Source organism: Rahnella aceris, from assembly GCF_011684115.1.
GTDB lineage: Bacteria > Pseudomonadota > Gammaproteobacteria > Enterobacterales > Enterobacteriaceae > Rahnella > Rahnella aceris.
Window position 1 is genome coordinate 97,434 of sequence record NZ_JAADJV010000008.1, and the last position, 23,368, is coordinate 120,801.

20 protein-coding genes are annotated in these 23,368 nt (G+C 50.5%); 8 read left to right on the forward strand and 12 right to left on the reverse strand.

The window, feature by feature from the left end:
• Positions 1 to 196: 196 nt before the first annotated feature.
• Both GW591_RS23735 and GW591_RS23740 read left to right on the forward strand, forming a co-directional pair.
• Complete coding sequence (locus tag GW591_RS23735; RefSeq protein ID WP_121020213.1) at positions 197 to 1,588, forward strand: nucleobase:cation symporter-2 family protein; 1,392 nt, start codon at positions 197 to 199, stop codon at positions 1,586 to 1,588.
• Positions 1,589 to 1,741: 153 nt separating this feature from the next.
• Positions 1,742 to 3,436, forward strand: a complete 1,695-nt coding sequence (locus GW591_RS23740) for an AsmA family protein (protein WP_119262205.1) — start codon at positions 1,742 to 1,744, stop codon at positions 3,434 to 3,436.
• 67 nt (positions 3,437 to 3,503) lie between these two features.
• On the opposite strand, the gene fabY is transcribed toward GW591_RS23740, so the two are convergent.
• The 5 genes from fabY to typA all read right to left on the reverse strand — a co-directional run bounded on the left by fabY (position 3,504) and on the right by typA (position 8,382).
• The gene (gene fabY / locus GW591_RS23745) at positions 3,504 to 4,436 is read right to left on the reverse strand and encodes a fatty acid biosynthesis protein FabY (protein WP_013577647.1); all 933 of its coding nucleotides are present in this window, start codon (positions 4,434 to 4,436) and stop codon (positions 3,504 to 3,506) included.
• A gap of 33 nt (positions 4,437 to 4,469) precedes the next feature.
• The gene (gene dtd / locus GW591_RS23750) at positions 4,470 to 4,907 is read right to left on the reverse strand and encodes a D-aminoacyl-tRNA deacylase (RefSeq protein WP_013577648.1); all 438 of its coding nucleotides are present in this window, start codon (positions 4,905 to 4,907) and stop codon (positions 4,470 to 4,472) included.
• Between the two features lie 18 nt (positions 4,908 to 4,925).
• Positions 4,926 to 5,795: a virulence factor BrkB family protein gene (locus GW591_RS23755; protein ID WP_013577649.1), complete on the reverse strand. Its 870-nt coding sequence runs from the start codon at positions 5,793 to 5,795 to the stop codon at positions 4,926 to 4,928.
• Between the two features lie 11 nt (positions 5,796 to 5,806).
• On the reverse strand, positions 5,807 to 6,394 hold the full coding sequence (gene yihX / locus GW591_RS23760) for a glucose-1-phosphatase (protein ID WP_013577650.1): 588 nt from the start codon (positions 6,392 to 6,394) through the stop codon (positions 5,807 to 5,809).
• Between the two features lie 164 nt (positions 6,395 to 6,558).
• Entirely contained in the window at positions 6,559 to 8,382 is a 1,824-nt protein-coding gene (gene typA, locus GW591_RS23765) for a ribosome-dependent GTPase TypA (RefSeq protein ID WP_013577651.1), read from the reverse strand.
• Between the two features lie 471 nt (positions 8,383 to 8,853).
• Between typA and glnA the strand changes: the two genes are divergently transcribed.
• From glnA to glnG, 3 genes are all read left to right on the forward strand, one after another.
• On the forward strand, positions 8,854 to 10,263 hold the full coding sequence (gene glnA / locus GW591_RS23770) for a glutamate--ammonia ligase (RefSeq protein WP_013577652.1): 1,410 nt from the start codon (positions 8,854 to 8,856) through the stop codon (positions 10,261 to 10,263).
• A gap of 252 nt (positions 10,264 to 10,515) precedes the next feature.
• On the forward strand, positions 10,516 to 11,565 hold the full coding sequence (glnL, locus tag GW591_RS23775) for a nitrogen regulation protein NR(II) (protein WP_013577653.1): 1,050 nt from the start codon (positions 10,516 to 10,518) through the stop codon (positions 11,563 to 11,565).
• 7 nt (positions 11,566 to 11,572) lie between these two features.
• Positions 11,573 to 12,985: a nitrogen regulation protein NR(I) gene (glnG, locus tag GW591_RS23780; RefSeq protein ID WP_013577654.1), complete on the forward strand. Its 1,413-nt coding sequence runs from the start codon at positions 11,573 to 11,575 to the stop codon at positions 12,983 to 12,985.
• 64 nt (positions 12,986 to 13,049) lie between these two features.
• Here glnG and hemN read toward each other — a convergent pair whose 3' ends face one another.
• A complete protein-coding gene (hemN, locus tag GW591_RS23785; RefSeq protein ID WP_037035571.1) occupies positions 13,050 to 14,423 on the reverse strand; it encodes an oxygen-independent coproporphyrinogen III oxidase in 1,374 nt (457 codons plus the stop codon).
• Between the two features lie 187 nt (positions 14,424 to 14,610).
• Positions 14,611 to 15,162, reverse strand: a complete 552-nt coding sequence (yihI, locus tag GW591_RS23790) for a Der GTPase-activating protein YihI (protein ID WP_013577656.1) — start codon at positions 15,160 to 15,162, stop codon at positions 14,611 to 14,613.
• Positions 15,163 to 15,741: 579 nt separating this feature from the next.
• Between yihI and yihA the strand changes: the two genes are divergently transcribed.
• On the forward strand, positions 15,742 to 16,392 hold the full coding sequence (gene yihA, locus GW591_RS23795; RefSeq protein WP_013577657.1) for a ribosome biogenesis GTP-binding protein YihA/YsxC: 651 nt from the start codon (positions 15,742 to 15,744) through the stop codon (positions 16,390 to 16,392).
• A 138-nt stretch (positions 16,393 to 16,530) separates the two neighbouring features.
• On the opposite strand, the gene GW591_RS24315 is transcribed toward yihA, so the two are convergent.
• From GW591_RS24315 to GW591_RS23815, 5 genes are all read right to left on the reverse strand, one after another.
• Positions 16,531 to 16,578, reverse strand: coding sequence for a spot 42 RNA, inhibition of DNA synthesis (locus GW591_RS24315; protein WP_071892919.1), 48 nt, complete (start codon positions 16,576 to 16,578; stop codon positions 16,531 to 16,533).
• A 164-nt stretch (positions 16,579 to 16,742) separates the two neighbouring features.
• Positions 16,743 to 19,547: a DNA polymerase I gene (polA, locus tag GW591_RS23800; RefSeq protein ID WP_121020215.1), complete on the reverse strand. Its 2,805-nt coding sequence runs from the start codon at positions 19,545 to 19,547 to the stop codon at positions 16,743 to 16,745.
• A 387-nt stretch (positions 19,548 to 19,934) separates the two neighbouring features.
• A complete protein-coding gene (gene dsbA / locus GW591_RS23805; protein WP_013577659.1) occupies positions 19,935 to 20,558 on the reverse strand; it encodes a thiol:disulfide interchange protein DsbA in 624 nt (207 codons plus the stop codon).
• Positions 20,559 to 20,603: 45 nt separating this feature from the next.
• Positions 20,604 to 21,590, reverse strand: a complete 987-nt coding sequence (locus tag GW591_RS23810; RefSeq protein ID WP_121020216.1) for a serine/threonine protein kinase — start codon at positions 21,588 to 21,590, stop codon at positions 20,604 to 20,606.
• 92 nt (positions 21,591 to 21,682) lie between these two features.
• Positions 21,683 to 21,952 (reverse strand): YihD family protein, encoded by a 270-nt coding sequence (locus GW591_RS23815; protein ID WP_013577661.1) that lies wholly within the window; start codon positions 21,950 to 21,952, stop codon positions 21,683 to 21,685.
• Positions 21,953 to 22,105: 153 nt separating this feature from the next.
• Here GW591_RS23815 and mobA point away from each other — a divergent pair, with 153 nt between their 5' ends.
• Both mobA and mobB read left to right on the forward strand, forming a co-directional pair.
• A complete protein-coding gene (gene mobA, locus GW591_RS23820) occupies positions 22,106 to 22,693 on the forward strand; it encodes a molybdenum cofactor guanylyltransferase MobA (protein ID WP_037035575.1) in 588 nt (195 codons plus the stop codon).
• Positions 22,690 to 23,223, forward strand: coding sequence for a molybdopterin-guanine dinucleotide biosynthesis protein MobB (gene mobB / locus GW591_RS23825; protein WP_037035576.1), 534 nt, complete (start codon positions 22,690 to 22,692; stop codon positions 23,221 to 23,223). Before mobA ends, mobB begins: the two co-directional genes overlap by 4 nt.
• The last annotated feature ends 145 nt before the right edge of the window (positions 23,224 to 23,368 follow it).

Below are 23,368 nucleotides of genomic sequence, written 5' to 3' on the forward strand. Positions count from 1 at the left end.
TTATAAAAACTTCACTGACATGTTTTTTCCCAGAAGCTGAATTAGAAGTCATTCAAGCTGCGTCAGGCAAGAAAAACAGGCCATAAATCCCGTCCAATCCAAAACCAGTCGAGGAATATTGCCATTAGCAAACGATTGCTTTTGTCGTTAATTTCAATAAAAATGCCCGCTTTGCCGCTTATTGGAATGCCACAGCATGAGTTCGCAAACCGCAGAACAAGAAACACAGCAACCCGATCTTTCCCGCCAGCAAAAAAGTGAACTGATTTACCGGCTCGAGGACCGCCCGCCATTACCTCAAACGTTATTCGCCGCCTGTCAGCATTTGCTGGCGATGTTTGTTGCGGTAATCACACCAGCACTACTGATTTGCCAGGCGCTGGGTTTGCCTGCGCAGGACACGCAGCACATCATCAGCATGTCGCTGTTCGCCTCCGGCCTGGCTTCTATTTTGCAGATTAAAACCTGGGGACCGGTCGGCTCGGGTTTACTGTCGATTCAGGGCACCAGCTTTAACTTTGTTGCGCCGCTGATCATGGGCGGAATGGCGCTGAAAAATGGCGGTGCGGATGTGCCGACCATGATGGCGGCGCTGTTCGGCACCCTGATGCTGGCTTCCTGCACTGAAATCATTCTTTCCCGTTTCCTGCATCTCGCACGCCGCATCATTACGCCGCTGGTTTCCGGCATCGTGGTGATGATTATCGGGCTGTCGCTGATTCAGGTCGGTCTGACGTCTATCGGCGGCGGTTATGCGGCCATGAGCGATCACACATTCGGGGCACCGAAAAATCTGCTGCTGGCTGCCGTCGTGCTGGTAGTGATTGTTCTGCTGAACCGTCAACGTAACCCTTACCTGCGTGTCGCCTCTCTGGTTATCGCCATGGCGGTGGGTTATCTGGTGGCCTGGATGACGGGCATGTTGCCAACCGTTGCGCCAGCCGCGCAAAGCAACTGGATAACATTACCAACGCCGCTGTATTACGGACTGGGTTTTGACTGGAATTTGCTGATCCCGCTGATGCTGATTTTCATGGTGACATCGCTGGAAACCATCGGTGATATTACCGCAACCTCGGACGTTTCTGAGCAACCGGTCAGCGGCCCGCTGTACATGAAGCGCATCAAAGGCGGCGTTCTGGCCAATGGCCTGAACTCGATGCTTTCTGCTGTATTTAACACCTTCCCGAATTCCTGCTTCGGGCAGAACAACGGCGTCATTCAACTGACCGGCGTTGCCAGCCGCTATGTCGGTTTTGTGGTCGCGCTGATGCTGATCATCCTCGGGCTGTTCCCGGCTGTTGCGGGATTTGTGCAGCATATTCCTGAACCGGTACTGGGCGGCGCGACCATCGTGATGTTCGGTACCATTGCCGCTTCGGGTGTGCGCATTGTTTCCCGCGAGCGTCTGAATCGCCGCGCGATTATGATCATGGCGCTTTCTCTCGCCGTCGGTATGGGTGTTTCTCAGCAGCCGCTGATCCTGCAATTCGCACCGGACTGGCTGAAAACCTTTCTCTCTTCTGGCATTGCAGCGGGCGGCATTACTGCGATTGTTCTGAATCTGGTTTTCCCTCACGAGAAGTAAAAGCAGGATGTAATCCGCGTGCAACAGCGGCAGAGGGTCTGGAACCTCTGCCGCTTTTTATTGCCTCCATTTGGCTAACCTGTTGAGAAAATTCGCTGTTTGCGGCATAAACAAAGAATCTTTTTCCATTTTCCCGTTACAGGGCTCCAGACGATGAGATTTATCGGTAAAATTTTGCTGACGTTCGCCTTACTTCTGGTGCTGGCGATCGTGCTGGTGTACGTCCTATTACAAACCCGCTGGGCTGCTGGCTGGGTCAGCCGCTGGGTCAGCAATAACAGCGAGTACCGTCTCTCCGTGGAGAAACTCGACCATAACTGGTCGTCGCCGGGTCGGGTGACGTTAACCAATGTCATCTTCGGGCAGAAGAATCAGCCGGAAGTGCTGAATGCCGGTGAAGTTGATCTGGATTTAAGCTGGCGTCAGATCACCGAGCCACGCTTTTTCGATCGCGTCGTGCTGGTCAGCGGACGCCTCAATGTCAGTCCTTCGTCAATGAATTTGCCATTGCAGGCCAATACCCTGCAACTGAGTAAAATGGCGCTCACCGGCAATACCGCTGGCTTAGACATTCAGGGTCAGCAGATTAACGCCGGTATTTCGCCGTGGCAGCCAAAACCCAATCAGCTTTTAGGCGATAAGGCAGACTTCCAGCTGAGCGCCGCCAGCCTGACGGTCAACGGACTGCCGGCCGAAAATGTGCTGATTCAGGGCAACATCAATAATAAGAATCTGACGCTGAGTAATTTTGGCGGCGATCTGGCTCGCGGTCAGTTAACGGGTAAAGCGACGCAGGCCGCCGATGGCAGCTGGAACATAGAAAACCTGCGGCTGAGCAATGTGCGTCTGCAAACCTCCAAACCGCTTTCTGCTTTCTTCGACGACTTCCAGACCCTGCCAAAAGTGACTATTCAGCGACTTGATCTGATCGACGCGCGTTTGCAGGGAACAGACTGGGCATTCAGCGACGTTGATTTGTCCGTGCAGGATCTGACGCTCGAAAAAGGCGACTGGCAAAGTGATGACGGCGAAATCACCCTGAATGCGACGGATATGATTGATGGAAACCTGCATATTCAGGATCCGATCATCAGCCTCGACCTTTCGCCGCAGGGCATTGCGATCAAACAAGCTACGGCGCGCTGGGAGCGCAGTTTATTGCGCACGACCGGCAACTGGCTGCGCGCCAACAAACGCCTTCAGCTTGATGAAGTGTCTGTTGCGGGGCTGGAATACACCTTGCCGGAAAACTGGAAACAACTCTGGAATCAGGCACTGCCGGATTCGCTGTCTGAAGTCTTTATCAGCCGGTTCATTGCTAACCGGAACCTGATTATTGATATCAATCCGCAGTTCCCCTTCCAGCTGACTGCACTTGATGGCCTCGGCAATAACCTGTTGCTGGCGCGTAATCATCAGTGGGGGATCTGGAGCGGTAAGCTGAATCTGAATGCAAGTGAAGCCACATTTAACCGCAATGACGTGCGCCGTCCTTCCATCACCCTGGAGGCGAACGACCGTCAGGTGAGTATTTCTGAGCTGAGCGCCTTTACCAAAGAAGGATTGCTGGAAGCCAGTGCGACGGTTGATCAGCAGCCGCAGCGTCATTTCTCTGTGAAGATGACCGCCCGCTCAGTACCGGCGAATCAGCTGGAAAACTGGGGATGGCCACATGTGGCGCTGGAAGGTAACGCTAATATGCAGCTGAATCTGCAAGGACAGATGCCGGCAAACGTGGATTACAAACCCACGCTCAGCGGGACATTGCAGATAAACGGCAGCCAGACAATTGACCAGAGAATGGTAAACGGGTTGGTTTCCGGTACGCCAGCATCTGCTACTCCTTAATCCAGGCATCACCAAAAATGCAAAAGGCACCGCAATGGCGGTGCCTTTTATTTTGGGTAGAAACCAATCAGTTAATTTCAGGCTCCAGCGGTGCGCCGGGCGCGGCGGGCAATACCAGATAGGTGCCTTCAAACACCGCGCCGTCTGTCTCATCGCCGTATAAATTCACTTCGAGTTGCACGCGTGCTTTCCGCCCGCGAGCCAGACGGTCGAGATCACCGCGGACAGAGCCCAGGTCGGCAACGGCACGCGGCCTGCCGGTCACCGGCATGCTGTAACGGATATGCGCATCCGCCAGCACAATGGTGCCGCCCAGATGGCGCTCACGCAGCAGCAGCCAGATCAGCCCCCAGCCGGTCAGCGTTGCCAGCGAAAACAAACTGCCAGCGAACAATGTATGGTGCGGATTCTGGTTGCCCGTTTCCGGCATCGTGGTGACAAATCGCTGGCCGGTGTACTGACTGATACGTACGCCCATTTTTTCGCTGAGCGGGATGTGGTCATACCAGGCCTGCTGAAGCTGACCGCACCAGTCAGGGCGATGCAGAATATCATCCAGCGTTTCGATGGGTTTTATCATCAGGAAGTGGCGAACCGGCGTTGTTTGCGGCGTGGTGATTTCGCCCTGATTCACAAAGCCCAGTTTGGCAAAGAAATCCACGGCATCTTCGCGGGCGCTACAGACCACTCGTTTCACCCCTTCCTGACGCGCCACAGACTCCAGGGTCATCGCGACCAGCGTTCCCAGCCCTTTGTCTTGTACATTTGGATCAACCGCCAGAAAGCGGATAGAGGCTTCATTATCGGCATTGATATATAAACGGCCAACCGCCACCGGTTCGCCCTCCTCATCAACCACCATCTGGTGATGTGCGATGGAATCGTAGGCATCACGCTCTGAACCCTCCGGCTGATGCAACGGTTTACGCAGCATTTCCCAACGGAATCGGTAATAGGCGGCCAGTTCTTTTTCGGTCGTTGGTACTCTCAGATGATACATAGATGCTTTCTCTCCGGCGTTATGCCTTATAGATCAGACTTGTAGCCAGAAGGTCACCGGCCCGTCGTTCACCAGTGCCACTTTCATATCCGCTGCAAAGCGTCCGGTTTCGGTAGCAATGCCCTTTTCCCGGCACTGCCCGCAAAAATACTGATATAACCGCTCCGCTTCCTGTGGCTCAGCCCCGCGCGAGAACCCAGGACGCATGCCTTTTTGTGTGTCCGCCGCCAGCGTGAACTGCGACACCACCAGCAGGCTGCCACCGGCCTGCTGCACGTTCAGATTCATCTTGTCATTTTCGTCACCGAAGATTCGGTACCCGATCACCCGTTCACAAAGGCGTTTGGCTTTTTGTTCGTCATCGCCCTGTTCAACGCCCAGTAAAACCAGTAACCCCGGTCCTATCTGGCCACAGATTTCGCCATCGATCGTAACGCTGGCATTCAATACCCGCTGAATTAACGCAATCATACAAATCCTTCGGACTGATTATTCTTCTGCCCTATGTTGAGCAGACTGCAATTTTCTTAGAGAACGGTACTCGCCCAGCGTGACGGTAATTTCCGCCCCAAGAAGAACGATACACCAGCTGACATAGACCCAGAGAAATAAAATGGGGATCACCGCCAGTACACCGTAAATCAACTGATATGACGGGAAAAGCTGAATGTATAAGGTGAAGATTTTTTTACTCAACTCGAATAATACGCCGGAGACCAGTGCGCCGATCAGGGCATCTTTTGCCGGCACTCTGACCGTCGGGACTACCTGATAGAGCAGCCAGAATGTCACCCAGGAGATCAGCAAGGGCAGAATGCGCAGCGCGTGGTCGATCACCGAATGCACACCGCTGATGTTCAGCCAGTTCAGGGAGAGCAGATATGAGCTGACAGCCACGCTGGCCACCAGCAGAATTGGCCCGAGCGTTAACACCATCCAGTACACAGCGAAAGAAAACACAATCGGACGCGTGGTTTTGCTGTCCCAGATTTTGTTCAGCACGCTGTCTACCGAGGCTATCAGAAGTAGCGCGGTGACAATTAATCCACAGGTGCCCACGGCCGTCATTTTGCTGGAGTTGGCAACAAACTGTTCCAGATAGCGCTGGATAGTATTACCGGTCGCGGGCATGAAGTTGGAAAAGATGAATGTTTTCAGCTGCATGCTGATTTCTGAAAAAACAGGGAATAATGCAAAAAGTGAAAATACCACGGCGATCAGCGGCACGAGCGATAGCAAAGAGACATAGGCCAGATGGCCCGCCAGAAGCGTCAGGCCATCTTTATCCGAACGCTTTAAAAGCAGGCGCGTAAATTTCCACAACGATTTTAGGTAGTGGCTCAGTGCCCTTTTCTGCATCCTTACATCCTTCAGGAAAAGTATTTCGGTACCGTCTGGTTATCTTCTACCCATACAGCCTCAATGCCAGCATTCCGGGCGGCTTCGATATTTTCAGCAACATCATCAAAGAACACGGCCTGATCGGCGGTGAATCCTTCTTTCTCCAGAACATGCCGGAAAATTTCGGGCTCCGGTTTGCGCATACCCAAATTTTGCGAGAGGTACATCGCGTCGGTATTGGCTTCGATTTCAGGATAATGATGAGGCCAGAAATCCAGATGTAAGCGGTTGGTATTAGAAAGCACGACGACACGATGACCTTCTTCGCGCAGTTTCTGAAACAGGGCAATGACCTCAGGACGCAGACCAACAAACACCGCATGCCAGCCCGCACTGAATTGTTCAAAGCTTAGTGCGATACCCATTTCATGACATAAATCGGCAGCAAACTGTTCGTCGCTGATTTCACCACGCTCGTGTTTCTGGAACACCTCGCCCATTGAAAACCGCTCGGTCAGCGTCGCCAGCGGGGTGCCACTCAGATGGCTCCACACCCCCAGCACTCGTTTGAAATCAATATCAATAATGACGTTTCCCATATCAAAAATGTACAGCATTGCACGCTCCTGATTTCAAAGATGACAGTTAACTTTAGCGGTAAAACGTACAAGTGAACAGGGGCAACGCGACGGGGCGTAACGAACGGAGGAGAAAAAAACATAAAAAAAACAGGGTACCCGAAGGCACCCTGTTTCTGTGTAACGGCAAACGTTAAAGAAGATTAACCTTCTTTAGGACCACGCATTGCACGTTTACGATCGTTCTCGGTCAGGTGACGTTTACGGATACGCACAGACAGAGGAGTCACTTCGACCAGTTCGTCATCATCGATGAATTCCAGAGCTTGCTCCAGAGACATTTTGATAGCAGGAACCAGAGTCGTTGCTTCGTCAGTACCGGACGCACGCATGTTAGTCAGTTTCTTACCGGTCAGGCAGTTCACGGTCAGGTCGTTAGAACGTGAGTGAATACCGATGATCTGGCCTTCATACACTTCTGCGCCGTGGCCCAGGAACAATTTACCGCGGTCTTGCAGGCTGAACAGTGCGAACGCAACAGCTTTACCCTGACCGTTGGAGATCAGCACGCCGTTCTGACGCTGGCCGATTTCGCCCGGACGAACGTCATCGTAGTGGCTGAACGTGGAGTACAGCAGACCGGTACCGGAAGTCATGGTCATGAATTCGGTACGGAAGCCGATCAGGCCACGTGCTGGGATCAGGTAATCAAGACGGATACGACCTTTACCGTCTGGGATCATGTCTTTGACATCGCCTTTACGCTCACCCATGGCCTGCATAACAGAACCCTGGTGTTGCTCTTCGATATCCAGTGTCACGTTCTCGAATGGCTCTTGCATGCGGCCATCGATTTTACGGTTGATTACTTTAGGACGGGAAACCGCCAGCTCGAAACCTTCACGACGCATATTTTCGATCAGAACCGACAGGTGAAGTTCACCACGGCCTGAAACACGGAATGCATCAGCATCTTCAGTTTCTTCAACACGCAATGCAACGTTGTGCACCAGCTCTTTGTTCAGACGGTCAAGGATCTGACGTGAAGTCACATACTTACCTTCTTTACCACAGAACGGAGAGGTGTTTACGTTGAAGTACATGGTTACTGTTGGTTCATCAACGCTCAGCGCAGGCAGAGCTTCAACATTCGCCGGATCACAGATTGTGTCGGAAATGTTCAGTTCGCCCAGGCCGGTGATTGCGATGATGTCGCCCGCTTCAGCAACGGTGGCTTCGATACGCTCAAGACCCATGTGGGTCAGAACTTTACCGACTTTACCGTTGCGGGTTTTGCCTTCGCTGTCGATGACAGTGATTTGCTGGTTAGGCTTAACGGTACCGCGTTTGATGCGGCCGATGCCGATGACGCCAACATAGTTGTTGTAGTCCAGCTGAGAGATTTGCATCTGGAACGGTGCTTCCATCTCAACTTGTGGCGGAGATACGTGGTCAACGATCGCCTGGTACAGCGGGGTCATGTCTTCGGCCATATCGTTATGGTCGTTACCCGCGATACCCATCAGTGCTGATGCATAGATGATTGGGAAATCGAGTTGTTCGTCGGTTGCGTCCAGGTTTACAAACAGGTCGAAGACCTGATCGACAACCCAGTCAGGACGCGCGCCAGGGCGGTCAACCTTGTTGATTACCACGATCGGTTTCAGACCATTAGCGAAGGCTTTTTTGGTCACGAAACGGGTTTGCGGCATTGGGCCATCCATTGCATCCACAACCAGCAGCACCGAGTCGACCATTGACATCACACGCTCTACCTCACCGCCGAAGTCGGCGTGTCCTGGGGTATCCACGATGTTGATGCGGTAGTCTTTCCAATTAATGGCGGTGTTTTTTGCGAGGATGGTAATCCCACGCTCTTTCTCCAAATCGTTGGAGTCCATTACGCGTTCAGTGGCTTCTACACGCTCTCCGAAAGTACCGGATTGTTGCAGCAGCTTGTCGACCAGGGTGGTTTTACCATGGTCAACGTGGGCAATAATGGCGATGTTACGCAAATTTTCGATCACAGCTTTGCCTCAGGCATTAGAAATAGCGCGCTATTGTACACGTATTAAGCGAGGTTCTAAACAAGATCACAAGGATCTTGTTGAAACAACTTATGGATGGCTACTTTGTGATCCCTTTCACGGTGCAAAAAGACCACTGAACCATTATGACGCACCATTATAGTGCTTTCACTCTCACAGTTAGCACCATTTTAGTGCGAGAATTCCGTTATGGTGCATACTTGTCGAGTGCAAAAGCCCTGTAAAATGGCGTTGTTTGCATTTTCTCAAAGTTGGCACAGTTTTCGCTAATAGTTTTTAGAGTAAAAGTTTTTTAGGGTAAAAAATTTTTTACAGGGTGAAGAGCCTGACCAGACAAATAATAGCGCTGTTCAGTCTACACGCCAGTTCCAGTAAGGCTGTTATTTCCAACTAAAGACCAAAAATGGTTATTCGTTCCACGACGATAATGAGAAATTCGGGAGAACTAGTATGTCCGCTGAACACGTTTTGACGATGCTGAATGAGCATGAAGTGAAATTCGTAGATTTACGCTTCACTGATACCAAAGGCAAAGAACAGCACGTCACCATTCCTGCGCACCAGGTTAGCGCTGACTTCTTCGAAGAAGGCAAAATGTTTGACGGCTCTTCAATCGGTGGCTGGAAAGGCATTAACGAATCTGACATGGTCTTGATGCCAGATGCGAGCACTGCTGTTCTTGACCCATTCTACGAAGAAACTACCCTGATCATTCGTTGCGACATCCTTGAGCCAACCACGCTGCAAGGTTATGACCGCGATCCACGTTCTACCGCAAAACGTGCAGAAGATTTCCTGCGCTCTTCCGGTATTGCGGACACCGTTCTGTTCGGGCCAGAGCCAGAATTCTTCCTGTTTGATGATGTGCGCTTCGGCAGCAGCATCTCCGGTTCTCACGTCGCTATCGATGATATCGAAGGCGCATGGAACTCAAGCACCAAATACGAAGGCGGCAACAAAGGCCACCGTCCTGCAGTAAAAGGCGGTTACTTCCCGGTTCCTCCGGTCGACTCCTCTCAGGATCTGCGTTCTACCATGTGTCTGACCATGGAAGAAATGGGTCTGGTTGTTGAAGCTCACCACCACGAAGTGGCAACCGCTGGTCAGAACGAAGTGGCAACCCGCTTCAACACCCTGACTAAAAAAGCTGACGAAATCCAAATCTACAAATACGTGGTTCACAACGTGGCTCACGCATTTGGCAAAACTGCGACCTTCATGCCAAAACCAATGTTTGGCGATAACGGTTCAGGTATGCACTGCCACATGTCTCTGTCCAAGAACGGTAACAACCTGTTCGCTGGCGACAAATACGGCGGCCTGTCTGAAATGGCACTGTTCTACATCGGCGGTATCATTAAGCACGCTAAAGCAATCAACGCCTACGCTAACCCGACCACCAACTCCTACAAGCGTCTGGTCCCGGGCTACGAAGCGCCAGTAATGCTGGCTTACTCTGCGCGTAACCGTTCTGCATCCATCCGTATTCCACACGTATCAACGCCTAAAGCGATGCGTATCGAAGCACGTTTCCCTGATCCAGCGGCTAACCCATACCTGGCGTTTGCTGCACTGATGATGGCTGGCCTGGACGGTATCATCAACAAGATCCACCCTGGCGATGCGATGGACAAAAACCTGTATGACCTGCCACCGGAAGAAGAAGCAGAAATTCCAAAAGTTGCAGGTTCACTGGAAGAAGCCCTGAACGCACTGAACGAAGACCGCGAGTTCCTGACCCGTGGTGGCGTGTTCACTGACGACGCTATCGATGCTTATATCGGTCTGCGTAAAGAAGAAATGGACCGCGTGCGCATGACTCCGCATCCGGTTGAGTTCGAACTGTACTACAGCGTTTAATTTTTCGATTAAACCGGACTCAGCGCTCGTCTTCGGGCTGGCGCTGAGGGTAATACCCGACTGAAGGCCTGTGTTCACAAACCCTTCAGCGTCAAAATTAAGTAAGACGATTTATATTTGTTGCCGTGGAAACTTTCAGCCCATCTCCGGATGGGCTTTTTTCTCCACACTCTTTCCTGCTCAACCCCTCTGACCCGTGATTTCACCGGGTAGCGAGATAAAATGCACCAATCAGGTGCGGGAGACTGCGGTATGGCAACTGGCAAACTGCCCGATGCTGGGCAGATCCTGAATTCCTTAATCAACAGCGTTCTGCTGTTAGACGACGAATTGGCTGTGCATTATGCCAATCCGGCAGCTCAGCAGTTACTGGCGCAAAGTTCCCGAAAGCTTTTTGGCACCCCTTTGCCAGAACTGGTGGGATATTTTTCGCTGAACATCGAATTAATGCGTGAAAGTCTGACAGCCGGACAAGGCTTTACAGACAGTGAAGTGACGCTGGTCGTAGACGGCCGCGCGCATGTGTTGTCGCTGACCGCACAGATGCTGCCAGAAGGTTTCATTCTGGTGGAACTGGCGCCGATGGATAATCAGCGCCGCCTGAGCCAGGAACAATTACAGCACGCTCAACAGGTTGCTGCGCGTGATTTGATCCGCGGTCTGGCACATGAAATCAAGAATCCGCTCGGCGGGTTGCGTGGCGCAGCACAATTATTATCCAGAGCGCTGCCCGATCCGGCCTTGCTGGAATATACGAAAGTCATTATTGAGCAGGCTGACCGTCTGCGTAATCTGGTCGACAGATTGCTGGGCCCGCAACGTCCGAGCCAGCATGTGACACAAAGTATTCACCAGGTTGCGGAACGGGTTTGCCAACTGGTCTCGATGGAGAAGCCGGATAACGTTCAGCTGGTGCGGGACTATGATCCGAGCCTGCCTGAACTGGCGCACGACCCCGATCAGATAGAACAGATTTTGTTAAACATCACCCGCAACGCATTACAGGCGCTGGGGGAGGAAGGCGGCACAATTACATTACGCACGCGTACTGCTTTCCAGATTACGTTACACGGCGTGCGTTATCGTCTGGTGGCCCGTATCGATATTGAAGATGATGGCCCCGGCGTACCGGCGCATTTGCAGGACACCCTTTTTTACCCCATGGTCAGTGGCCGCGAAGGGGGCACCGGTTTGGGCCTGTCCATCGCGCGCAGTTTGATTGATCAGCATTCGGGTAAAGTTGAATTTAACAGTTGGCCAGGACATACCGAATTCTCGGTATTCCTGCCTATTCGCCAGTGAGGTTCTTATGCAACGAGGGATAGTCTGGATCGTCGATGACGATAGCTCCATCCGCTGGGTACTTGAACGTGCGCTCACTGGAGCCGGTTTGACCTGCACCACGTTTGACAGCGGCAATGAAGTGCTTGATGCCATTGCGACTCAAACCCCTGACGTTTTGTTATCAGATATCCGTATGCCCGGGATGGACGGTTTAGCGCTGTTAAAGCAGATTAAACAACGTCACCCGATGCTTCCGGTCATCATAATGACAGCGCACTCCGATCTGGATGCTGCAGTCAGCGCCTATCAGCAAGGTGCGTTTGATTATCTGCCAAAACCGTTCGACATTGATGAAGCCGTGGCACTGGTTGAACGAGCCATCAGTCATTATCAGGAACAACAGCAACCGGCACGCAGCCAGCCTGCGAGTGGCCCGACCGCAGACATTATCGGTGAAGCGCCCGCTATGCAGGACGTATTTCGCATCATCGGCCGTTTGTCCCGTTCTTCAATCAGCGTGCTGATTAATGGGGAATCCGGTACCGGTAAAGAGCTGGTCGCTCACGCCTTACACCGCCACAGCCCGCGCGCCAAAGCGCCCTTTATCGCGCTGAATATGGCTGCTATCCCGAAAGACCTGATTGAGTCCGAATTATTCGGCCACGAGAAAGGGGCGTTTACCGGCGCCAACACCGTCCGTCAGGGACGTTTTGAACAAGCCGATAACGGCACGCTGTTCCTCGATGAAATCGGGGATATGCCGCTTGATGTGCAAACCCGTCTGCTTCGCGTGCTGGCAGATGGCCAGTTCTATCGTGTTGGCGGTTATGCGCCGGTAAAAGTGGACGTGCGTATTATCGCTGCGACTCACCAGAATCTGGAGCTACGGGTTCAGGAAGGGAAATTCCGCGAGGATTTATTCCACCGCCTGAACGTTATCCGCGTCCATCTGCCGCCGCTGCGTGAACGTCGTGAAGACATCCCGCGTCTGGCACGTTACTTCCTGCAAGTCGCGGCTAAAGAGCTGGGTGTGGAAGCAAAAAACCTGCATCCGGAAACAGAAACGGCACTGACGCGATTGCCATGGCAGGGCAATGTGCGCCAGTTGGAAAACACCTGCCGCTGGCTCACCGTCATGGCGGCGGGTCAGGAAGTGCTGATTCAGGATTTACCCAGCGAACTGTTTGAGACCTCGGCCCCTGAAACCGGTGGTCAGAGTCTGCCAGACAGTTGGGCGACATTGCTGGCACAATGGGCAGACCGTGCGCTGCGTTCCGGTCATCAAAACCTGCTGTCAGAAGCGCAACCTGAAATGGAACGTACATTACTGACCACGGCGCTGCGCCATACACAGGGACATAAACAGGAAGCGGCACGGTTGCTGGGCTGGGGGCGAAATACCCTGACCCGAAAACTGAAAGAACTGGGCATGGAATAAAAGTCCTCGCACCAGACAGCAAAACAGCCGCTTATGCGGCTGTTTTTATTTGCAGAGCAGACTGTCAGATAACGCGGGAGAATTGTTGCTGGCGCACCTGACGTCGCAGATAAATATCAAAGCACATACAGATATTACGGATCAGCAAACGCCCGCGCGGTGTCACCTGAATATGTGTGCCACTCACCTCAACCAGCCCGTCTTCAGCCAGCGGCTTCAGCAGTGCCAGATCATCAGCAAAATAATCGGTAAAACGAATGTCGTAACGCTGTTCGATATCAGCAAAATTCAACTCAAAATGGCAGATCAGAGATTTAATGACATCACGACGAAGGCAGTCATCATTCGTCATTTCCAGACCCCGCCATAAGGCATGTCCCTGCTCTTCCACATGAGCGTAATAGGTTTTGATATCTTTTTCGTTCTGCGCGTAGGTATCGCCGAGCATGCTGATGGCCGAAACGCCCATTCCCAGCAAATCACTGTCGCCCTGTGTGGTGTAGCCCTGGAAATTGCGGTGCAATTTTCCTTCGCGCTGGGCAATCGCCAGTTCGTCTTCAGGGCGAGCAAAGTGATCCATCCCGATAAAGCGATAGCCGAAACCGGTCAGTGAAGCGATGGTTTCCTGCAAAATTTTCAATTTCTCTTCCGCGCCAGGCAAATCAGCATCTTTGATTTTGCGCTGAGCGGCGAACAATTTTGGCATGTGCGCATAATTGAACACACTCAGACGATCAGGGTTGAGCTCTGCCACACGCTGCAGCGTGTAAGCAAAACTTTCTGCCGTTTGTTTCGGCAGACCGTAAATCAGATCGATATTAGTCGAGTTGAAACCCAGCGCCCGGGCGCGTGCAATGAGGGCAAAGATGAAATCTTCATCCTGCTCACGGTTAACCAGAAGCTGCACTTCTTTGTTGAAATCCTGGACCCCCATACTCAGGCGGTTAAAGCCTTCGCTGCGCAGATGGTCAAGCACATCAAGCTCAATTTCACGTGGATCTACCTCCAGTGACATTTCCGCGTCGGGCAGGATATCAAAGTGTGCCCGCAGAAGGCCCATCAAACGGCTTATCTGCGCTTTATCGAGGTAAGTCGGAGTACCACCGCCCCAATGCAGCTGACTGACCTGACGACCTTTAAAGAGCGGTGCACGGTGACTGATCTCTTTTTCAAGCACGTTGAGATATTCTTCGGCTTTATGCTGCTGGCGGGTCACCAGTTTATTGCAGCCGCAGAAGTAGCAGAGCTTATGGCAGAAAGGAATGTGCACGTACAATGAGAGCGAGCGTGCCGGATAACGGGCAGCCGCATTTTCGAAAGCGGTATTATCGTAGCGTTCACTGAACTCAAGTGCTGTTGGATAGGATGTGTATCGCGGACCCGAATAATTGTATTTCTGGATCAGCGCTAAATCCCAGACGGTAGTCTGTTCTGACATGGGGTACTCACTCCTTCCGGCGTCGGATGCGACCGGTTCGCTTTACAGGCAGGCTTTGAGCCTGCCGTGCAAAGGTCGCTCTGCGCAAACGTGCTTTGGTTTTCGATAACCGGCGTAGTTTACCGAATAACCAAAGCAGATAACATGCAAAGAGTAAGGCTATTGCCGGGATGACCCAGCGCATAGCTTAGAAACCCTCTTTTGGATTTCCGCGCTTGAGCAACTGCATCATGTCTTCGTTTTTCACTTCTTCTTCGTCATCTTCATCTTCGCCGAGTTCGATGCCGAGGATTTCCATCAGAACGTCGATGCGATCAAGTGTCTGATCAACATAAGCCTGATCTTCTGCGCTTAATGCTTTGCCATCGTCGATGAGATCCAGCAAAGAATCCAGACGCTCATCATTTTCGAGTAACGTCAGTTCTTCTTCCGGTGTCATCTTAGGTTTTGCATCTTGCTTCGGCTGTGCGGCTTTTTTAGCTTTCGCTGCATTGTTCGTAACGGTCTCAACGATCAAAGGCACGGCTTTTTTGCTACCGATACGCGGATCGGCTTTTTTCGTGCCCGCGCCGCTTTGGTTCTGAGCCGCATCCGGATTGGCGCGTGAGCCTGCTTTATGGCCACGGCGCTTGTTGTCACGCTTGCGTTCGCGCGCTTCGATATCAAGCTCGACACGACTTTTCTTCTTCGTTTTAGCTGTCGCGGTATTGGCGCGCGGTGCTTTCGCTGGCTGTTTCATGGCATCTGCTCTTAGGTGTGTACATTTAGTATAGATTTGCGCCGGAATCTAGCAGAAAGCGGGCAAAGAAAAAAGGCAGCAAGGTAACCTTGCTGCCTTTTTCTTTCCTTCCTCAGAAGGATATTCATCAAATACTTTCCCTGTATAGCATCAACGTCCCGGTTTTTCCTTTGCCTTTCAGAGCCTCCGGCTCCGTTCATCCTTAAATCGCGATGCATTTCCCGTGATCCCTGAATGCAATTTTCGTCCCTGTTTCCGTTCTCGCCTTCACCGCGTAAGAAATACTTTACCCGACTGGCACAAAGGCTCAAGATACCCGCCAGCCGTCTTGTCGATTTCATAACGACATCAATTTTATCTTATTGAAATTGAATAACATTAAAAAATTCGGCGACAAAACAAGCGAAATAACCCGCATCATGAATAGCAAATGTCTTACATCATGAAGGCAATTTCCCCCGCCTTCATCTCTGTGGTCCCTTCGCCTCATCATTCGGATTTTAAAAACACGAACGCATCTCGGCTGTGTTGCAGTTATAATCGCCAGCCAGATACTCATGCCTCACGGAGACGCACGCTTTGACCAGCCAAACTTACAACTATCATATGACCCATTTCGTCATGAGCGCCCCGGATATCCGGCATTTGCCATCTGACGCAGGCATTGAAGTCGCATTTGCTGGTCGTTCAAACGCCGGCAAATCCAGTGCGCTGAATACCCTGACACAGCAGAAAAGCCTCGCGCGTACCAGTAAAACGCCTGGCCGTACTCAGCTCATCAACCTGTTCGAAGTGAAGCCGGGCATCCGCCTGGTCGACTTGCCGGGTTATGGCTACGCGGAAGTACCGGAAGAAATGAAGCGCAAATGGCAGCGCGCGCTGGGCGAATATCTGCAAATGCGTAACTCCCTCAAAGGTCTGGTTGTGTTGATGGATATCCGCCATCCGCTTAAAGATCTCGATCAACAAATGATTCAGTGGGCAGTTGATGTGGGTACGCCGGTCATGTTGCTGCTGACTAAAGCCGACAAACTGGCTTCAGGCGCACGTCAGGCGCAGATAAAAATGGTCCGTGAAGCGGTGAAAGAATTCATGGGTGATATTCAGGTAGAAGCATTTTCCTCACCGAAGAAAATGGGCGTGGATAAACTGAGTGACAAACTGAACACCTGGTTCAGCGAAATCCCGCCGGAAGTGCAGGAAGAAGAGCTTTCTAACGAAGGCGAATAGTAGCGCCCCGGGAACGGGGAAATGTAAGTAAAGAACAGAAAGGGGTGACCGCAAGGTTGCCCTTTTTTATGGGTATAACGCTATGAAAAATCCAATAAAAAACGCCCCAGACATAAATGCCTGGGGCGGCTAAAATATTCAGCCAAATCCGATTACGTGAAGTAAAAGGTCTGAAAGATAGAACATCTTACCTCTGTACCCTACGAGAGAAACTTTACCCTATTTTCTGACGGGGAAAAAGAACTTTTTGTAGTTTACTTACACAAAAATCGCGGATTATGCGATCACTCTCATGGTATGAGCACATAATCCTGTAGCTTAATTACAAAAAAAGCTTAATAACTATTCACTTAGTGAGCCTGATCCCAGTTTTCGCCAGTGCCCACATCTACTTTCAGTGGAACGGCCAGCGTCATGCTTGCTTCCATAAGATTACGGATTTTTTCGCTTGCCACTTCCACATCATCTTTATGCACTTCAAACACCAGTTCATCGTGTACTTGCATGATAATGCGAGCACGCGGCGCATCCGGTTGTTTCAGCCAGTCAGCGACGCTTATCATCGCACGCTTGATAATATCCGCAGCCGTTCCTTGCATCGGGGCGTTGATCGCTGCACGCTCCGCACCTTTACGGCGCATGGCGTTACTGGACTTAATGTCTGGCAGATACAGACGGCGACCATCCAGCGTTTCAACGTAACCCTGCTCAGACGCCTGAGTGCGGGTGCGTTCCATGTATTCCAGCACGCCCGGATAGCGCTCAAAGTACAAATCCATATAACGCTGGGATTCTTTGCGCGGAATATTTAGCTGGCGCGACAGACCAAAGGCGCTCATGCCATAAATCAGGCCGAAGTTAATCGCTTTCGCACTGCGGCGTTGCTCACCGGATACTTTCTCCAGCGGCGTACCGAAGACTTCTGCGGCAGTCGCGCGGTGGATATCTTTCCCCTCGGCGAACGCTTTCAGCAAACCTTCATCCTTAGATAAATGCGCCATGATACGCAGTTCAATCTGCGAGTAGTCGGCAGCGAGAATAATGTAGTCTTTCGGCGCGATAAACGCCTGACGGATGCGGCGACCTTCGTCATTACGCACCGGAATATTTTGCAGGTTTGGATCACTGGAAGATAGACGCCCGGTGGCAGTCACTGCCTGATGATAAGACGTGTGCACACGTCCGGACTGCGGATTGATCATCAATGGCAGTTTATCGGTATAGGTCGATTTCAGTTTTGCCAGACCACGATATTCAAGAATGACTTTTGGCAGCGGGTAATCCAGAGCCAGCTCAGCCAGAACTTCTTCATTAGTCGATGGCGCGCCACCCGGCGTTTTCTTCAGAATCGGTAATTTCTGTTTTTCATACAGAATGGCCTGCAATTGTTTGGTCGAAGACAGGTTGAAAGGTTCTTCTGCCAGTTCATGTGCCTTGTTTTCCAGCTCATTCAGACGGATAGCCAGTTCTTTTGAGTGGGCGGCGAGGATATTCTGATCAATCAGAACGCCAGTGCGCTCGATATGAGACAGCACAGGTACCAGCGGCATTTCGATATCCGTGAAAACAGTCTTCAGGGATTCGCTTTCCGCAATCCGAGGCCACAGTGCCTGATGCAATTGCAATGTTACATCAGCATCTTCCGCCGCATAAGGCGCCGCTTGCTCCAGCGCGATTTGGTTGAAGGTCAGTTGGTTCTTGCCTTTACCTGCGATCTCTTCAAAACTGACGGTCTTATGGCCGAGATAGCGATCGGCCAGGCTGTCCATATCATGGCGGCCAGATACGCTGTCGAGCACATAGGACTCGAGCATGGTATCAAAGGCAATGCCTTTTAATTCGATGTCATAACGCAGTAACACGCCGCGGTCGAATTTCAGGTTCTGACCCACTTTCAGCTGCTTTTCATCTTCGAGTATCGGCTTGAGCTGTTTCAATACTTCATCACGATCCAACTGTACCGGCGCATCCAGATAATCATGAGCAACCGGTAAATAGGCTGCTTTACCTGCTTCTGTAGCAAAAGATAAGCCAATCAGATTGGCGGTCAGCGTATCCAGACCATCCGTTTCTGTATCGAATGCAAACACCTCAGAGCCTTTCAGATAACCGATCCATTCATCCAGCGTCGCCTGATCCAAAATGGTGACGTAACCGTCCTGAGAAAGCTGGTTAGGTTCGATCACTGCTGCTGAAGTTGTGTCTTCAGCCTGTGCGCTTTTCTTCGCTGCTGCCGGCGCTTTACCTGCTGATTTTTTACCGCTCAGCCAGGTACCGGATTCAACATCAGCCAGCCAGCGTTTGAATTCATAGCGACCAAAAAGCTTGTGCAGTTCATCAGCATCAGGTTCAGAAACCGTCAGCTCTGCACAGGTTAAATCCAGCTTCACGTCAGTTTTAATGGTCGCCAGCTGGTAAGAGAGATAGGCGACGTCTTTATTATCAGCGAGTTTGGCGGCCATGGTTTTGGCGCCGCGGAAACTGAGTGTCGATACTTTATCAAGATCGGCATACAACGCATCAAGACCACCAATGCCTTGTAACAAGGCTTGTGCGGTTTTCTCCCCCACGCCCGGCACGCCTGGAATATTGTCCGAGGAGTCACCCATCAGGGCGAGGAAATCGATGATCAGCGAAGGCGGAACACCGTACTTCTCGACAACTTCATCTGGCCCCAGAATCGCGTTGTTCATCGTATTAATTAATGTCACGCCCGGTGTCACGAGCTGCGCCATATCTTTATCACCGGTGCTGATCAGAACAGCATGACCCGCCAGTTCAGCTTCGAGTGCCAGCGTACCGATTACGTCGTCCGCTTCTACACCAGAGACCACCAGCAAAGGCAACCCCATTGCTTTGACCATTTGGTGAAGAGGCTCAATTTGAGAGCGCAGGTCATCCGGCATCGGAGGACGGTGAGATTTATACTGTTCGAAAAGTTCGTCACGGAAGGTTTTGCCTTTCGCGTCAAAAACCACAGCGACATGGCTTGGTGTGTATTGCAGCAATAAACTGCGCAACATGTTAAGCACACCGTACATCGCACCGGTCGGTTCACCCGCAGAGTTGGTCAGCGGAGGAAACGCATGATAGGCGCGATAAAGGTAAGACGAACCGTCTACCAGGATTAAGGGGTTTTCTGCTATCTGGGCCATAACTCTTCTTTATTCGTGATCAGACATGCTCTAAGGATGCCATAGCCAGCGGGAAAGACGAACCTTGAGAGGGAAATTCATTGCGAAGTTGCGAGGGATCTCGAAGGATCATCCTGTGGATAACTTTGTGAATAGTTTTTATAGTAAATTATTATCTGATCATATCCGGAAAATACTCCAGAATTTTAACTACTGGTTTCATCAGGTTATCGGTTTTTTTATGAAATAGTCGTGTAATAGAAGCTTAATAGCTATTGTGGATAGTAATATTTACAGGAAACATTCCGGGCATAAATTATTTATATTTCATAGGGTACTCATTTTGGTTGTTATTTTTTTCAGAAAATATAACGCCAGCCCGAAAGCTGGCGCCGAGATCAGGAATTCTTATTTTTTGGTCGCTAAGAAATTGATCACATCAGAATATTGTTTGACATACATATCCATTGAGCTGGTATCAAGTCCGTCATTTTTAACCATGTATTTCCCATTCACAAATACAGAAGGGACGCCTTGCAGACCCAAATCAGCAGCGGCTTTTTCCTGCTGAACAACCAGTGATTTCACGACGAAGCTGTTAAGTGCGGCATCATAATCTTCGCCCTTAACACCCGCCTGAATAAAGACTTTACGGATATCATCAGCATTTTGTACCGACTGCTGTTTCTGCACAGCATCAAACATCAGCGGGCTGACTTTTTCTTCAACACCCAGAGCAATAGCCACAGCCCATGCCTGAGTTAGTTGCTTACCTAACGGCCCCAGGAACTCAACGTGGTATTTAGTGTATTTCACATCTTTTGGCAGGTTCTTACGGATGCTGTCAGAGACATGCCAGACTTGTTCAAACTGGTAGCAGTGCGGGCAATAAAATGAGAAAAACTCGAGTACCTGTGGCTCATTAGCTACGGTTTTATCTAAAGTAACGTATTGCGCGCCATCAGAAAATTGCGCTGCAGATACACTGAAGGCCATAACCATACCAACCAGTGCCAGGAATATCTTTTTCATATAAAGCCTATCTCCATTTAATTAAACTTGAACGTTAATCGTGACTCAATACATTGGCATCAGCCGTAAAGGAGGTGCCTGTAATTTCTTAATTTGCTCAGTGAAAGCCGCTATCTGACCACGCCAAAAATCTTCGTCCTGCATCCAGGGGAAGCTCTTAGGAAATGCAGGATCGTCCCAGCGACGGGCGACCCAGGCCAGATAATAAACCATGCGCATAGCACGCAGCGGCTCCATCAAAGACAGTTCACTGGTATCTAAATCAGCAAACTCTCCATAAGCTTCCAGCAAGATATCTAACTGAAGCCTTTGCTCACTTTGGTCGCCATGTAACAACATCCAGAGATCCTGGATTGCCGGACCATTACGGGCATCATCCATATCCACAAACAGCGGGCCATCTCGCCAGAGAATATTCCCCGGATGGCAATCCCCATGTAAGCGCAAAGGCTGCCAGTCGGTATGCCAGAATTCCCGGGTCGTCGTGATCAGTTTATCTGTCGCAGTTAAAAAAGGCTCTCGCAGGCTTTTGGGGATCAGAGGACACTGCGCCAGGACATCACGTGGTCGGGAAAGGTATTCATCGAGGCCAATTGTCGGGCGTGCGGTGAAGAGACTTTCACTGCCAACCTGATGGATACGCCCGAGGAATCGCCCCACCCATTCCAGCTGATCGAGATTATCTATTTCATACTGACGGCCACCGACGCTTGGAAACACGGTGAACATATAACCCTGGTAGTGATGAAGTGTATCTTTATTAATAGAAAGAGGGGCAACAGCAGGGATTTCAGCATCAGCCATATCACGAGAAAACTGGTGCTCTTCGTGGATTTGTTCTTCACTCCAGCGCTCCGGCCGGTAGAACTTCACTACATAACGTTTTCTGTCTTCTCCCAGAAACTGGTAGACACGATTCTCATAGCTGTTTAAGGCAGTGAGGCCGGACTCAGCAATCAGACCGATACTATCTAACGCATCAAGGATAAGATCCGGCGACAATGCCTGAAAATTAAAAGCAGAATTGTTCATAACTTCATTCGGGTTAGCCGCACAGAAAAGTGACAATGGGAAATAGTATCATCTATTTTTGGCGGTTCGCATGAAGTTCACATAAGTTTACATCAATCTTTAATCACGCCACGGGCACGTAAAAGTGCAGTTTTAAAGTCATCCTCATAATCTTTCTTTAAACCTGGGATTTCAGTCGTGCTGTCAGTTCCGCGCATTTTCAGGTGATAAATCAACATGTCATCACTCAGTTCTCCCAAAGGTCCCTGATAACCACATTCTGTCGCCAGCTTCTGAATAAACTCCATCAGGTTAAGATCGCAATCTTCTTTCCATGCAGGATGCAGCAGTTCGATCAACTCATTTACGCGATGTTCTTTCATGATATTCCCTTTCAACGTAGTTGCAGACCCTAAAAATAACAGGGTTATTTCTTCAGGGAAAGGACAAGCTGACCGGGTAACAGTTAAACCTGCCTGACCGCAAGGTAAGGCGTTACAATGAACGGAATATAGACATTTTTACAGGTAAATATTATGGGGCAGGATAACATTACCGGCGTGATTTTAGCGGGTGGTCGTTCGAGCAGGATGGGTGAAGACAAAGGGCTGGTCGAAATTAATGGTAAACCCTTATTTGAACATATTGCCGAAAGATTACGCCCACAAGTCGGAGATATTCTCATCAGCTGTAACCGAAACACGAAACGATATGGCCGAAATTTCCAGACGGTCCCTGACATTACACAGGATTTTCAGGGCCCCCTTGCAGGAATGCTTGCCGCATTATCTGCCAGTAAAACCGAGTGGGTACTGTTCGTTCCCTGTGACGTACCAGCCTTTCCGTTAAATCTTACCGAAGCCTTTTTAGCCAAAGCGGCCGGGCAACGGGCAGTTTTTGCCTGTGACCCTGAACGCGGGCATCCGACACTTTGTCTGCTGAACCGTAATCTGATTCCAGTACTGGAAACCTATCTCGCAAATGGCGACAGGAAATTAATGATTTTCTTTCATCAGATTGACGCAAAAGCAGTATTGTTCAACGAATCCACAGCGTTTTCCAATCTCAACACGCCTGAAGATGTGTCACATTGGAAAGCTAATCACCACGATATTTTAATATGATAACTCAACAAATTCCCTTGCTTGGGATCGTCGCTCACAGCGGAACAGGAAAAACAACATTGCTGAAGCAGCTTATCCCCTATTTGCGTCAACGTGGTATACGAACCGGTCTGATAAAGCATACACATCATGATGTGGATGTTGATACTCCAGGGAAAGATAGCTTTGAGCTACGTAAAGCGGGTGCGGACCAGACTATGGTTGCCAGCAGCAGCCGATGGGCATTAATGACAGAAATGCCCGAGCAGGATCATCTAAACCTAGACTATCTTGCGACGCGTTTTGACCGCAATAAACTGGATATGATCTTCGTTGAAGGGTTCAAGCATGAAGAGATCGACAAAATTGTGCTGCACAGGGAAGGAACAGGGGGAATATTGGAACAGTTAATTGATATTCATGCTGTTGCTGTGGCTAGTGATTGTCTATCAGAGACTATTTCAACGACAATTAGCGTCTTGAATATAAATAAGATAGAAGACGTTGGAGAATTTGTTATCAGGTGGCTGGAAAATCAGCAAAAACAGTAGTTTTCGATCTTCTGCCATTACCCAAATTTCCCATAGCAAAAAGCCCCGTACTTTCGTACGGGGCTTTCCACTTATTTGATGCCTGGCAGTTCCCTACTCTCGCATGGGGAGACCCCACACTACCATCGGCGCTACGGCGTTTCAC